The sequence below is a fragment of the Nonomuraea sp. NPDC003707 genome (assembly GCF_053587055.1).
In genome coordinates, this window is sequence record NZ_JBSFNK010000014.1 from 194,858 (window position 1) to 208,680 (window position 13,823).

The window sequence follows — 13,823 nt, forward strand, 5'->3', positions numbered from 1 at the left end:
GACGTGACCGATTTCAATCAGCAGGTGATCGAGGAGTTCCGGGCGAACGGCGGCAAGGTGGGCGGCATGTTCGAGGGCGCGCCTCTCGTGCTGCTCACCACCACGGGCGCCAAGACGGGCCGGCGGCGCACCAACCCTGCCGTCTACCTGCGGGACGGCGAGCGGGTCCTGGTGTTCGCCTCCAACGCGGGCGGCGCCGCCCACCCGGCCTGGTACCACAACGTGCTCGCCAACCCGCGAGTCGTCGTCGAGCTGGGGGAGGACCGGTTCGCGGCCCGGGCGGTGCCGCTCGAAGGCGAGGAGCGCGACCGCCTGTACGCCCGCCAGGCCGCGATCAACCCGGCCTTCGCCACGTACCAGCAAAACACCGAGCGCGTCATCCCGGTCATCGCGCTGTACCCCGAGCGCGAGCGGCTGGAGGCGTTCGGGGACGAGCTGGCCAGGATCCACGACCACCTCAGGGGCGAGCTGGCCAAGGTCCGCCAAGGGGCGCCCGCCGGTGACCTGCGGGCGCACTGCCTGGCCTTCTGCGACGCGATGATCTTCCACCACAACGGCGAGGACCGGGTGGCGTTCCCGCACCTGGAGAAGCTCTTCCCCGAGCTGAAGGAGCCCCTCGACCGGCTGCGCGCCGAGCACGCGGTGATCGCCGGGCTGGTCGCCGAGCTGCGGGAGGCCCCCGGGCCGGCGACGCTGGAGCGCATCGCCGGCGAGATGGAGGCCCACTTCGCCTACGAGGAGCAGCAGCTGGTGCCGGTGCTCAACTCGCTGGAGAGCGTCCCCTGGAGCTAGCGCACGGGTGCGGCACGCAGCCGCACGACGTGCTCCACCAGCGAGATCAGCGTCGCCTTGACCGACTCGCGGTTGCGGGCGTCGGTACGCACGATCGGCACGTGCGGCGACAGCGCGAGCGCCTCCCTGACCTCCTGTTCGGCGTGCGGGAACTGCCCGTCCCAGCCGTTGACGCCGACCACGAACGGCAGCTTCGCCTCTTCGAAGTAGTCGATGGCGGGGAAGCTGTCGGCCAGCCGGCGGGTGTCGAGCAGCACCACCGCGCCGATGGCGCCGCGGACGAGGTCGTCCCACATGAACCAGAACCGGTGCTGCCCGGGCGTGCCGAACAGGTAGAGGATCAGGTCGCGGTCGAGCGAGAGGCGGCCGAAGTCCATGGCCACCGTCGTGGTCTGCTTGTTGGGGGTGAGACCGAGGTCGTCGATGCCCGCGGACGCGTCCGTCATCACCGCTTCTGTGGTGAGCGGAAGGATCTCGGACACCGCCCCCACGAACGTCGTCTTACCGACGCCGAACCCACCGGCGACGACGATCTTCGTCGACGTCAGCCCGGGGCTAGAGCCTGCGTAGTCCACTGAGCACCCTTTCGAGCATGTTGAGGTCTGGCTGTCCCTGGCTGAGGCGTGGCTGGTGCAGGCGGACGAGTCCTTCGTCGGACATGTCCGCCACGAGCACCCTGGCCACGCCCAGCGGGACGCGGAGCAGGGCCGAGATCTCGGCGACCGACCGGAACGACCTGCACAACTGCATGATGGCCTCCTGCTCGGGGGTGAGCATGGCCATCTCGTCGTCCGGGATCGACATCGACGAGATCAACGTCTCCATCGCGAGGTGATAGCGCGGCTCGGATCGGCCGCCCGTCACCGCGTAAGGACGGAACAGGGGCTCTTCGTCCCCAGCTCCGTCAACGCCGTACACGGCCCTCTCCCATCAGTTCCATCACATCACCGGGTCCTGGCGGCCTGGAGTTCAGCCCGCAGGGCCGGCGTGAGCGCCTGCCCGGCCCTGTCCACCAACAGCGTCATCTGGTACGCCACCAGGCCCATGTCACAGTCCGGGCCCGCGAGCACCGTCAGCACGGAGCCGTCGCTGATGGCCATGACGATGAGCAGGCCGCGCTGCATCTCGACGACGGTCTGCGTCACAGAGCCGCCCTCGAACACCCTGGACGCTCCCACGGTCAGGCTCAGCAGGCCCGCGGAGACCGCGGCGAGCTGGTCGGCCCGGTCCGGCGGGAAGCCTTCGGAGGCGGCCAGGCACAGGCCGTCGGCCGATACGACGACGGCATGCGCGACTCCGGGCGTGTTACGCACGAAGTCGGTGATCAGCCAGTCGAACCTGTTCGCCTCGTGGCTAAGGGTTGTCACGCATCCTCCCCGGCGGGACGCTCACTCACTCTGTTCCTCCTGTCCACGTACTTCCTGGCGGCCCCGTCGCACACCCTGCTGGTAGCTGGCCATCCGGCTGCGCATCCGATCCGCCGAAACGGGCGGCATCGGAGCCGGCCGCTGCGGTTGCTGCGGCTGCGCCTGCTGGTTCGCCGTACCGGGAACCAGATTGGCCTTGGGGGTGCGCTTCGGGAGCCCGGCGGCGGTCATGCCGCCGAGGCTGGGCTCGGCGGCAGCGGCCGCCGCGCGCCAACCGGCGTCGGCCGCCGTTCGCCACGCTTCCTCCCCAGAGGGTACGGCTTGCGAGGGCTTGTCCTCACCATCTCCGGTCACCTGCGGCGCCGCCTCCTCCGGCGGCCTGCGGAACCAGGCGGACTCCACCGCCGCGAAGATCGGCAGGAACTCCTCCTGCTCCGGCTCCATCGGCGACACCTCGACCGAGGGCGTCGGGTCGGGCCGGCGCACGTCGTTCGTGGGGTACGACTGGGGCGGCGGAGGCGTCTGGAACGCGCCATTTCCGGATGGGTAGGAGCCCGTGTTGGGGAGCGACGGGTAGACGTTGGAGTCGAACGAGGATGGCTGCCTGCGGTAGGAGCCGCCGTCGGTGTCGGCGGTGAATCCGTTCACGCCCGCCCTGCCGGGGTCCGAATGGTACGGCCCGCTGTCGAACGAGCGCGGTCCCGGCGGCGTGCTCTCGGAAGTCTGGAAACCGTGTCTGGGAGCGGGTCCGTTGGGACGCCGGCCACCGTCGAAGGAGTCGAAGCTGCCGAACGATTTGAACGTCCCGTTCTGCACGGGCGGGCCCGTCGGGGTGGGCACCGTACCGCCGCCGAACGCGGGCCGCTGCGGCAGCGGCTGCTGCTGCGTGCCGTCGACGATCAGCGTGGGCGGGAGCAGCACCATCGCGATCAGGCCGGCGCCCTCGCCCCGCCTGAGCTGGACCCGGATGCCGTGACGCAGCGCCAGGCGGCCGACCACGAACAGGCCCATGCGCCGGGAGACCGACACGTCCACGACGGGCGGCTCGGCCAGGCGGCGGTTGGCCTCGGCCAGCTCCTCCTCGGTCATGCTGATGCCGGTGTCGCTCACCGACAGCAGCGCGCCGCCGCCCTCGATGAGGCTGCTGGTGACGACGACCTGGGTGTTGCTCGGGGAGAACTGGATGGCGTTCTCGACCAGCTCGGCGACCAGGTGGACCAGGTCGTTCGCGGCGCTGCCGAGCACCGAGGTGGCCCGGTGCACCTTGACCTGGACGCGCTCGTAGCCCTCGACCTCCGACAGCGCGGCGCGTACGACGTCGACCAGCTTGGCCGGCTGGCTGCGCCGGCGGGTGGCCTCGTGGCCGGCCAGGACGAGGAGGTTCTCGGAGTTGCGGCGCATGCGGGTGGCCAGGTGGTCGAGCTTGAACAGGTCGGCCAGCCTGGTGCCGTCCTGCTCGCCCTTCTCCAGGCCGTCGATCAGCGAGATCTGCCGCTCGACCAGCGTCTGGGTGCGGCGCGAGAGGTTGACGAACATCGAGCTGATGTTGCTGCGCAGGTCGGCTTCCTCGCCCGCCAGCCGCACCGCCTGCTGGTGCACCTGGTCGAAGGCCCTGGCGACCTCGCCGATCTCGTCGTTTCCGTCGACCTCGATCGGCCGTACCTCGCCCACGGACGCGTCACCGCTGGCCCGCAGCCGGTGCACCACGTCGGGGAGCCGGAAGCCGGCCACCTCCAGCGCCTCAGTACGCAACCGGCGCAGCGGGGTGACCATGGAGCGGGCGATGGCCACGGTGAGCAGCAGGACCAGCAGCAGCAGCGCCAGGATCAGGATCCCTGCGATGATCGCGCTGCTGATCTCGGACTCGCGGAGCTCCTTGCTGCGCAGGCTCACCTGGCCGGCCAGCTGCTGCTCGATGCCGTGCAGCACGTCGATGGCCACGGAGTTCTCGTTGAACCACTGCTCGCGGCTGCCGTTGGCGGAGATCAGGTTGTCACTGATCCGCGCGCCCGGCGCCCGGCCGCTGGCCAGCGTGACCGCGCGCGCCTTGGTGAGCTGGACGTTGACGTACTCGGGCTGCGAGGTGAGCGCCTTGGACAGCTGGAGCCCGACCTCGACGCCGGCCTCGGCGCCGACCTGGGAGATGTCGCTCTGCTCGCGGGCGTTGGAGGCGATGAACTGCTCGACCTCCTTGGCGTCCACGTGCTGGGTGTCGTAGGAGGCCTGGAGCAGTTGGACGCGCTGCCGGGAGACCTCCTCCTTGGCCGCGGCGAGCGCGCTCAGCGCGCGGAACTGGCCGATGATCTGCGGGTCGTCGGACAGCAGGCTCAGCTCGTCGTGCAGCTTGAGCAGGGTGTCGGTGAGGAAGTCGTACCGGATGGTCTCGGTCTGGCCCTCGGCGCGGATCCTCGGCAGCCGGCCCAGGTCGTACTTCACCTGCTGGGCGGCCTTCACGATGCGGGGGCCGTACGAGTCGTCGATCGTGTCGAGGTCGGTGTTCACGGTCTTGACGAGCGTGTCCACCGCGGCCTTGCGCTGCGCGAGCGGCTGGGCGAGCTTCTTGCGCATGGCACGGTTGGCGCCGATCCAGCCGCCCGTGTCACGCTCCAGCCCGATCGCCTGCAGCAGGTCGCGGATATGGGCCGCCTGCTCCGCCCCGGTCGCCGTGCGGTCGTAGTCGCCGATGCTCTGCACCGATCCGACGACTCGCGCTCCCCCGAGCACGACGCCGGCCATGGTGGGCACCAGGATCAGGGCGGTGAGCCGCCACCGTACGCGCCAGTTTCTCAGGCCCAGGCGTGGCAGTGGCCGCTTTACGCGGTCCCGCTTCACGGCTGGGCCGCTGTCGGAGTTCCCCGTCACTGCTTCCGCTACCCCTCAATCGTCCCGTCCCCGACGGGCCTTCAAGCCGTCCACAAGGTATCCGCAGGTTCTGACTTACCGGGCATTTCGGACACAATCGTTACACATGTGACCGGTAGTCGTGTGCTGTTGGTTATCGCAGTGCGGCCAGGACTTGATCGCGGACTTGTGCCCTCTGCGCGGCATCGCTGAGGGGGCGACCGGCGCGATCCACGACATAGAAGACGTCCACCGCCTCCGCGCCGAGAGTCTCCACTCGAGCGGCCCTCACGTCAAGACCACACTCGCCGAACGCCCGTCCAATACGCCACAGAAGCCCCGGCCTGTCATGGGCCCTGACTTCCACCACGGTGGCGGTCGCGGAGGCGTCGTCGACCAGTGTCACCCGAGGTGGAGCCACAGGTACCCGGGGCGGCCGCATGGCCCGCGCACGGCGGGCCAGCCGCTGCTCGATGTCAAGACGGCCAGCAAGGACGAGACGGAGATCGGACTCCAGCGTCGCGGGGTCGGGCGGGGAGCCGTACTCGGGGATGACGGAGAACTCGATCACCGCGGTGGAGCCCGCGGAGGCGGACGAGGCGGAGCGCACGATGAGCCGGTGCGCGGACAGCACGCCGGCGGCGCTCCAGAGCAGCCCCACCCGGTCGGGGGCGACGACCGTGACGGCTCCCCCGTTGACGCGGACGGCACCGCCGCCGTGCCGGGCGAGCGCGGTCTGGTCGGCCGACAGGGTCGGCGGCTTGGGCGGCGGCGAGCCGGCCAGCACGGACCTGACCCGGCGCACGAGGTCGGCGACGAGCCCGGCCTTCCAGCTGTTCCAGGCGGCCGGCCCGGTCGCGTTGCCGTCGGCGACCGCGAGCGCGGCCAGCAGGTCGAGGACCTCACGGGTGCCGACGGTGGCGGCGACCTTCTCGATCGTGACGGGGTCGTCGAGGTCCCTGCGGGTGGCGGTCTCGGGCAGCAGCAGGTGGTGGCGTACGACGGTGGCGAGGGTGTCGACGTCCTGCGCGGGCAGGCCGATGCGGGTGGCGATGTCGCGGACCACGACCTCGCCGGTCGCCGAGTGGTCCCCCGGCCAGCCCTTGCCGACGTCGTGCAGGAGCGCGCCGATCAGCAGGAGGTCGGGACGGGAGACCTCGCGCGTGTGGCTGGCGGCGTTCGCGGCGGCCTCGATCAGGTGCCGGTCGACCGTGAAGCGGTGGATCGGGTTGCGCTGGGGACGGTGGCGTACGCGTTCCCAGTCAGGAAGCAACTTGACAAGGATGCCCGCCTGGTCGAGCTCCTCCCACACGGGCACGGCGGCGCGGCCCGCGCCGAGGATCGACACCAGCGAGTCGCGTGCCTCCTCCGGCCAGGGCACCGGCATGGGAGGCGACTGAGCTGCGAGCACGGACACCGTCGCGGGTGCGAGCGGCAGCCCGGAGTCGGCCGCTGCGGCGGCGGCGCGCAGCACCAGCACGGGGTCCTTGCGCGGGTCGATCCCCCTGGCGAGCACCACCTCGCCGCCGTGCTCGACCACGCCGTCCGCCAGCGGGCGGCGGCCTCGGGGAGCGGGGCCTGACACGAGCCTGTCAACGGTGCGCCAGGTGCCGTCGAAGGCGTGGGAGATGGTACGGCCCGCCTCGGCGAGCCTGCGCATGAGCGCCTCGGCGTCGAGCAGGCCGAGCACCCCCGCCACGGCGTCCTGCTCCTGCAGCACCAGCCGGTCGGTGCCGCGGGCGGTGACGACGTGCAGCGCGTGCCGCACGTCGAGGATGAACTCGTACGCCTCGCGCGCCCTGGGGCCGGGCGCCGAGGCGACCCAGGCGGCCGCCACCGCCTGCATGGCCTGGACGTCGCGGAGGCCGCCGCGCCCGTCCTTGAGGTCGGGTTCGAGCAGGAAGGCCAGCTCGCCGCTCACCTGCGCCCGCTTGTCGGCCGCGTCACGCAGCTCGCCGAGGCGGCGCCGGGAGTCGGCCCGCCACTCGGCCAGCACCGCTTCCCTGGCCTTCTTGGTCAGCTCGGCGTCGCCGGCCACGTGCCGGGCCTGGATGAGGCCGAGCACGGCCTTGAGGTCTTTCCTGGCGACGGTCACCGCTTCCTCGACCGTCCGCACGGAGTGGTCGAGGTTGACCGCGGAGTCCCAGACCGGATACCAGATCCGGTCGGCGATCCTGGCCACGTCGGCCCGGCCGTTGTGCAGCAGGACCAGGTCGAGGTCGCTGCCTGGTGCCAGTTCGCCCCTCCCGAGGCTCCCGACGGCGACCAGTGAGACGTGGTCGCCGTCGCTCGCCGTGCGGAAGAGATCCTTGAGCCAGCGGTCGGTGTCCGCGGTCCGCTCCTTGCGGGCCGCGGCGTACGAACGGGCCTCTCCCCTCAATGCTCTGCCCCCTTGCCGAGCCCCTCGCTGGGCTCAGCCCGGACGCCGTCGTCCGGGCGTCGCCGTGGATCCGTCGTTTCGGCCGAGCCCCGCCGGGTCACAGGGCCTCAGGACCCCGCTCTCCCGTGCGCACACGGACGACGGTGTCCACCGGGACGGACCAGACCTTGCCGTCACCGATCTTGCCGGTGTGCGCCGCCTTGACGATGACGTCGATCACGTCCTCGGTGTCATCCTCTTCGGCGAGGACCTCCAGGCGGACCTTCGGCACCAGGTCGACCTGGTACTCGGCGCCGCGGTAGACCTCGGTGTGGCCGCGCTGGCGGCCGTAGCCGCTCGCCTCGCTGACCGTCATTCCCTTGATGCCGAACTGCTCCAGTGCGGCCTTCACGTCATCGAGCTTGAAGGGCTTGATGATCGCCGTGATGAGCCTCATGCGTCCACCTTCTTAGCTGCCGGGGCGGTGGGCCCGTTGGGGGAGGTCACGCCGGAGGCGTAGACCGTGCCGAGGTCGTACCCCGTCTCGGCGTGCGCGGTGACGTCGATGCCGGTGCGCTCGTCGTCGACGGCGATCCGGAAGCCCATCGTCTTGTCGATGATCTTCCCGAGAACCCAGGTGATGACGAAGGAGTAGCCGCCGACCGCGACCGGGCCGAGCACCTGCAGGCCCAGCTGGCCGAATCCGCCGCCGTAGAACAGGCCCTTGCTCTGCTGGTCGAGGAAGGGGTACGCGGCCAGGAAGCCGAGCGAGACGGCGCCGATGACGCCACCCACCAGGTGCACGCCGACCACGTCGAGGGAGTCGTCGAAGCCGAGCTTGTACTTCAGGCCGACGGCGTAGGCGCAGAGGACACCGGCGAGCAGGCCGATGAGCATCGCGGCCCACGGGTCCACGAAACCACAGGCGGGAGTGATGGCGACCAGGCCGGCGACCGCGCCGGAGGCGACGCCGAGGCTGGTGGCGTGCCCGTCGCGCATCTTCTCCACGACGAGCCAGGCGCCCGCGGCGACCGCGGTGGCGATCTGGGTGTTCATGAACGCCAGGCCGGCCGTGCCGTCGACGGCCAGCTCGGAGCCGGCGTTGAAGCCGAACCAGCCGAACCACAGCAGGCCCGCGCCGAGCAGCACGAACGGGAGGTTGTGCGGCCGCATCGGCTCCTTGCGCCAGCCGGTGCGCTTGCCGAGCACGAGACACAGGGCCAGGCCCGCGGCACCCGCGTTGATGTGGACGACCGTGCCGCCCGCGAAGTCCTCGATGCCCATCGTGTTGAGCCAGCCGGTGCCCCACACCCAGTGGGCGATCGGGAAGTAGACGATCGTCGCCCAGAGGATGGAGAAGAGGATCCACGCCCCGAACTTCGCCCGGTCCGCGATCGCGCCGCTGATCAGCGCGACGGTGATGATGGCGAAGGTCAGCTGGAAGGCGGAGAAGACCAGGCTCGGCATGCCGGTGCCGTCGTCCTTGGTGGCCGTGTCCACCAGGCTCTGCAGGCCGAGTGCGTCGAAGCCACCGACCACGTTGTTGATCGCCGAGCTCGGGTTGTCGGTGAACGCCAGCGAGTGTCCGAACAGCACCCAGGCGATGGTGACCGTGATGATGGCGCCGAACGACATCATCATCATGTTCAGGACACTCTTGGCCCTGGTCATGCCCCCGTAGAAGAAAGCGAGACCCGGAGTCATCAGCAACACCAGCGCGGTGGCCGCGAGCATCCAGGCTGTGGTGCCGCTATCGATCTTCACGACGCGACCCTCCTTACATGTGACGTGTGGCCACAGCGTGTTCGTCCGGGGTTTCATGACTCGACCAGGCGTGTTTCACATTCGTGAATCTCGCCACACTGGTGTTTCGGACGCGTTTCGGTGTTCTCACTCCTCCCATTTCGGCTCAGCAATATCAGCCGTGAGATACTTAGGTTTGCCTAACCTTCGATCAAGGAATGCCGAATGCGTCTTCGCCTGGCCGTCGCCGCCATGCTCCCCGTCCTCGCCCTCGCCGCCTGCGGCACTTCCACGTCCTCGCAGGAGGCGGGACCGACCCGGACCGTCAAGCACGCCATGGGCGAGACGAAGGTGCCGATGACCCCCAAGCGGGTGGTGGTGCTCGACACGGACAAACTCGACACGATGGTCTCCCTCGGCCTGGCGCCCGTCGGCGCGGCGCAGGCCTCCCAGAACCAGAAGTGGCCCGCCTACCTCGGCTCGGCCCTGTCGGCCACCAAGGCGGTCGGCACCACCCAGGCCCCCAGCATCGAGGCCATCATGGCGCTCAAGCCGGACCTCATCCTGGGCAGCAAGTTCCGGCAGGAGGCCTTCTACGACAAGCTCAGCAAGATCGCGCCGACCGTGTTCACCGAGAAGGTGGGCATCACCTGGAAGGACAACTTCCTGCTCGACGCCGAGGCGCTGGGCAAGAAGGACCAGGCCCAGCAGCTGCTGTCGGGTTATGAGACGCGGGCCAAGGAGGTGGGCGCGAAGTTCTCGAAGCTGAAGGTGAGCATCGTGCGGTTCATGCCCACCGAGATCCGCATGTACGGGCCCGAGTCCTTCAGCGGCATCGTGGTGGGCGACGCGGGCATCCAGCGGCCCGAGGCGCAGAAGCTGGCCGACCAGGCCGACAAGCGCTTCGGCAAGCTGAGCCAGGAGAACATCGCCCAGGCGGACGCCGACGCGATCTTCTACACCGCGTACGGGGAGGCGGCCGTCAAGTCGCAGACCACGGTCACCGGCGGGCCGCTGTGGAAGAACCTCGGCGCGGTCAAGTCGGACAACGCGCACAACGTGGACGACGAGATCTGGATGACCGGAATCGGCGTCACGGCGGCCGGCAAGATCCTGGACGACCTGGACAAGTACCTCACGCCGCTGGCGTCGTAGGCCGCGTCAGGCGTACCCGGTCGCCTTTCCTGACCCTCCCGGGCCGCACCACTCGCGCGTACACCCCCGCGCAGGGCTGCGGCCCCATGTCGAACACGGGCACCCGGTTGTGCCTGGCCACCGTGCGCAGCGCGTCGGCATCGCGTCCGAGGCTCCCGTGTTCGAGCGTCGGCACCGCGCAGCGCGGGCTGGCCACGATCACCGCCAGCACCACCTCGTCACCGATGCGCAGCTCGCGTCCCACCCAGTCGTTCTCCACGAAGCCCTCCGCCTCCGTCCCGATCACCAGATTGGGCCGGTAGCGGAGGGCCTCGACGGTGCCACGCGGGCCGAGCGCGCCGATCCGCGCGACCGCGGAGGTCGTGATGAGGTGGATCGGGGCGAAGTCGAAGAACGTCCCGGCGGGCGAGGCGCCGCCGAGCGTGCCGACGGTGTGGGGGACCTCCGCCTCGATGCCCTCGGCCAGCACCCGTTCCGGCACCGAGCGCTCGAACTCGGCGCCCTCCGGAGGCACGTCGATCAGCCGCACCTCACGCCCGAGCAGCGCCGACAGCTCCTCGTCGCCGGGGACCCCGGCGCCCTCGATCGTGAGCAGGCCGCGCCAGAGGCGGGGGTTCTTGGCGCTGGCGATCTTCCCGGTGGCGACGTCGAGCACCGCCCGCGCACGGTCCTCGGCCAGCCCGCGCTCGGTGACCTCGCTCTCGGTCAGCTCCTCCCCCAGCATCGACTTGACGGGGTAGCGCCGCACGGCCTCCAGATACATGGGGCGATCTTACGGCTGCGCCCAGAACCGCCTCAGATGCGGCACCAGCTCATCCGCCCGATCGTCGGGGAAGAACAACCGCCCGCCCTCGATCTCGACGATCTCCTTGACGCCGGGGATCGTGTCCCGCAGCCACCGGGCCCAGCTCACGTCGAAGAACACGTCTCCCGTGCCCCAGACCAGGAGCGTCGGCACGGTGAGCACGGTGAGCTGCGGCTCGATGGCGATCATGTCCTTGGCGTCGATGGAGGTCAGCAGGCGCTCGAAGGCACGGCCGCCATCGGGCTTGGCGAAGATCGGCCGCAGGTACGCCTCCACCAGCGCCGCCGGATCGTCGATCCGCTCGTAGCCCTCGCCGTACGCGGTCTGGGCCAGGAGCTCCGGCTGGTCCAGGACGAGCGCGGTGAGCGGGGCCAGCTCGCCCCTGGCGGCCAGGTCGACCGTCGGCTTGAACGCCTCGGGCGGGGTGTTGGTGTGGACGTCGCAGTTGGTGAGGGTGAGCGTACGCAGGCGCTCGCGGTGCCGTACGGCGAAGACCTGGGCCACAGCGCCGCCGGTGTCGTTGGCGACGAGATCCACCTCGGTGAGCCCGAGCCCCTCACACAACTCCTCGACGGCCTCGGCCAGCGCGGGGATCGACAGATCGTCACGCGGGGCGCTGCCGCCGTGCAACGGCAGGTCGATGGCCACGCAGCGGCGCTCGTCGCGGAACGCGGCGATGACGTTGCGCCACAGGTACGAGCTGGTGCCGACGCCGTGCACGAACAGGCTGACCGGCCCGTCCCCCACGTCGACGTAGCTGATGCCCTCCATGGGACCCTCCTTGGGCAGATTACAAACCGACTGTCGGTCTACGAAATTACCGACTGACGGTCGGTTTGTCTACAGTGGGTCCATGAACCTCAAGGCGGAACGCGGCGCGGCCACCCGCGACAGGGTCCTGGCGATCGCCACGCGGCTGTTCGCCGACCGGGGCTACGACGACACCTCCATCGAGGTGGTGCTGCAGGAGTCGGGGCTGAGCCGGGGGGCGCTGTACCACCACTACGCCGGCAAGGACGCCCTGTTCGAGGCGGTGCTGGAGGCCACGGAGTCGGCCATCGGCGGCAAGATCCTGGCAGCCGTCCGCGGCATCACCGACCCGGCGGCGGCCCTCCGCGCCGGCGTGCTGGCCTGGATCTCACTCGCCGGAGACCCGGTCATCCAGCGCATCGTCCTCATCGACGCGCCCGCGGTGATGGGCTGGGAACGGTGGCGGGCCATGGAGGAGCGCTACTCGTTCGGGATGCTGAAGGCGGCGCTGGGGGCCACGGGGGCGGTGCCGGCCGAGTTCCTGGACCTGCACGCGCACATGCTGCTGGCGGCCGTCAACGAGAGCGCCCTGATGGTGGCCCGCGGCGGCGACCCCACGACCGCGGTGGCCGCCGTCGAAGAGTTCCTCCGCCGCATCCTCCGGCACTGAAGTCCACCAGCGCCTCGGCCAACGCCCAACGCGGGCCGCCCGCCGTCGAAGGCGCCGGGCTCCACCGCACACCGGCCCACCGACGCGGCGCAACAAAAGCGCGGCGGCACCGCTCCGGCGCACCACGCACCAGGGTCGACGCCCGCGACGACGGCATCCCCGGCCAAGCACCCCGACGCCAAGCGTCGTTACGACCGACGTGCCACACCACCACGCCCTCCCGCGCCCGCCATTCCCAGGCGCCGCGTCGGCGGGGCGTGGTACAGCGGGGCCCGGCGCCCACCGCGGCGGGCAAACCGGGCAACCCGCGGGCCCCGGGTGGGGCCGGTCAGGCGGCTGCGGTGGCCATTTTGCGGAGGCGGGCCAGGGCGTCGCGTTCGATGCGGCGGGCGCGGTCGCGGCCGATGCCGTAGCGTTCCCCGACCTCCGTGAGCGTGTGCTCGCGCCCGTCCACCAGCCCGTACCGCCACCGCAGCATCTCGCTGGTGTCGCCCTCGAGCCCCGTCAGCCACTGGTCCAGCCGCTCGCGCTCCAGGATGTCGATGGCCTGCTGCTCGGGATCGGCCCACGTCTCGTCGGCGATCATGTCGCCGAGCTCCGTCTCGTCCTCGTCGCCCACCCCGAGCTGGAGCGAGACCGGGTCGGAGGCCCAGCGCCGCAGCTCGCGTACGCGCTCGATCGGCAGGTCGAGGATCTCGGCGAGATCGTCGTCCGTGGGCTCGGCGTCGAACTCCGCCAGCATGTCGCGGCGGACCCGCATCAGCCGCGTCATCTGCTCCCCCGCGTGCGTGGGCAGGCGCACCGGGCGGGCCTGCTCGTGGATGGCACGCCCCACCGACTGCCGGATCCACCACGTCGCGTACGTGGAGAACTTGTACCCCCGCCGGTAGTCGAACTTCTCCACCGCCCTGACCAGCCCCAGGTTCCCCTCCTGCACCAGGTCGATCAGGGGCATCCCCCGCCCCGAGTATTTCCGGGCCACCGCCACCACCAGGCGCAGGTTGGCCTGGATGAACTCGTCCTTCGCCCGCTGGCCGGAAATGGCCAGGCGCTCCAGCTCCTCGTCGGCCGCGTCCCCGATGCGCGGCTCCGAGCCCCCACTGTCGAGCAGCTGCTCGGCGAAGAGACCCGCCTCGATCCGCTTGGCGAGCTCCACCTCCTCCTCCGCCGTGAGCAGCGGGACCCGGCCGATTTCGGCCAGATATGTCCCCAGCAGATCGCGCTCAGCGATGTGCTGCTCCTGCGTGCGACTCCCCGTAGGCCTTGCCATCCCCTGGCACCTCGTTCCGCAGCTGCGTTCTATATCCGGCCAACGTGCGGCCAGACGCAAAGATTCCCTAA

Annotated in this window: 13 protein-coding genes; 3 read left to right on the forward strand and 10 right to left on the reverse strand. The window is 70.5% G+C overall.

The genetic code is table 11. The features are described from left to right. The first annotated feature begins 3 nt into the window (after positions 1–3). The gene (locus ACWDRB_RS33230) at positions 4–792 is read left to right on the forward strand and encodes a nitroreductase/quinone reductase family protein (RefSeq protein ID WP_449900375.1); all 789 of its coding nucleotides are present in this window, start codon (positions 4–6) and stop codon (positions 790–792) included. Here ACWDRB_RS33230 and ACWDRB_RS33235 read toward each other — a convergent pair. The 7 genes from ACWDRB_RS33235 to ACWDRB_RS33265 all read right to left on the reverse strand — a co-directional run bounded on the left by ACWDRB_RS33235 (position 789) and on the right by ACWDRB_RS33265 (position 9,123). Further along, on the reverse strand, positions 789–1,367 hold the full coding sequence (locus tag ACWDRB_RS33235) for a GTP-binding protein (RefSeq protein ID WP_192790679.1): 579 nt from the start codon (positions 1,365–1,367) through the stop codon (positions 789–791). The genes ACWDRB_RS33230 and ACWDRB_RS33235 overlap by 4 nt on opposite strands. Further along, positions 1,348–1,710 (reverse strand): DUF742 domain-containing protein, encoded by a 363-nt coding sequence (locus ACWDRB_RS33240; RefSeq protein WP_185071484.1) that lies wholly within the window; start codon positions 1,708–1,710, stop codon positions 1,348–1,350. The genes ACWDRB_RS33235 and ACWDRB_RS33240 overlap by 20 nt, the downstream gene beginning before the upstream one ends. A 26-nt stretch (positions 1,711–1,736) precedes the next feature. Continuing rightward, positions 1,737–2,159: a roadblock/LC7 domain-containing protein gene (locus ACWDRB_RS33245; protein WP_185071483.1), complete on the reverse strand. Its 423-nt coding sequence runs from the start codon at positions 2,157–2,159 to the stop codon at positions 1,737–1,739. Positions 2,160–2,180: 21 nt separating this feature from the next. Continuing rightward, entirely contained in the window at positions 2,181–4,991 is a 2,811-nt protein-coding gene (locus ACWDRB_RS33250; RefSeq protein WP_449900380.1) for a nitrate- and nitrite sensing domain-containing protein, read from the reverse strand. A 163-nt stretch (positions 4,992–5,154) separates the two neighbouring features. Continuing rightward, positions 5,155–7,380 (reverse strand): [protein-PII] uridylyltransferase, encoded by a 2,226-nt coding sequence (locus ACWDRB_RS33255; protein ID WP_350730202.1) that lies wholly within the window; start codon positions 7,378–7,380, stop codon positions 5,155–5,157. Positions 7,381–7,477: 97 nt separating this feature from the next. After that, positions 7,478–7,816 carry a P-II family nitrogen regulator gene (locus ACWDRB_RS33260; RefSeq protein ID WP_185071480.1) on the reverse strand — a complete coding sequence of 113 codons (339 nt, stop codon included), beginning with the start codon at positions 7,814–7,816 and terminating at the stop codon, positions 7,478–7,480. After that, positions 7,813–9,123: an ammonium transporter gene (locus ACWDRB_RS33265; RefSeq protein ID WP_363962868.1), complete on the reverse strand. Its 1,311-nt coding sequence runs from the start codon at positions 9,121–9,123 to the stop codon at positions 7,813–7,815. The genes ACWDRB_RS33260 and ACWDRB_RS33265 overlap by 4 nt, the downstream gene beginning before the upstream one ends. Positions 9,124–9,327: 204 nt before the next feature. Here ACWDRB_RS33265 and ACWDRB_RS33270 point away from each other — a divergent pair, with 204 nt between their 5' ends. After that, positions 9,328–10,257, forward strand: coding sequence for an ABC transporter substrate-binding protein (locus tag ACWDRB_RS33270; RefSeq protein WP_355207167.1), 930 nt, complete (start codon positions 9,328–9,330; stop codon positions 10,255–10,257). On the opposite strand, the gene ACWDRB_RS33275 is transcribed toward ACWDRB_RS33270, so the two are convergent. Continuing rightward, entirely contained in the window at positions 10,238–11,020 is a 783-nt protein-coding gene (locus ACWDRB_RS33275; protein WP_449900385.1) for an MOSC domain-containing protein, read from the reverse strand. The two genes, ACWDRB_RS33270 and ACWDRB_RS33275, sit on opposite strands and share 20 nt — an antisense overlap. A 9-nt stretch (positions 11,021–11,029) precedes the next feature. After that, positions 11,030–11,833 carry an alpha/beta fold hydrolase gene (locus ACWDRB_RS33280; protein ID WP_355207173.1) on the reverse strand — a complete coding sequence of 268 codons (804 nt, stop codon included), beginning with the start codon at positions 11,831–11,833 and terminating at the stop codon, positions 11,030–11,032. 82 nt (positions 11,834–11,915) lie between these two features. On the opposite strand from ACWDRB_RS33280, the gene ACWDRB_RS33285 reads away from it, so the two are divergent. Next, positions 11,916–12,482 (forward strand): TetR/AcrR family transcriptional regulator, encoded by a 567-nt coding sequence (locus ACWDRB_RS33285; RefSeq protein WP_449900388.1) that lies wholly within the window; start codon positions 11,916–11,918, stop codon positions 12,480–12,482. A 328-nt stretch (positions 12,483–12,810) separates the two neighbouring features. Here the strand turns inward: ACWDRB_RS33285 and ACWDRB_RS33290 are convergent, their stop codons facing one another. Next, the gene (locus ACWDRB_RS33290; RefSeq protein ID WP_192790669.1) at positions 12,811–13,752 is read right to left on the reverse strand and encodes a sigma-70 family RNA polymerase sigma factor; all 942 of its coding nucleotides are present in this window, start codon (positions 13,750–13,752) and stop codon (positions 12,811–12,813) included. Positions 13,753–13,823: the final 71 nt, after the last annotated feature.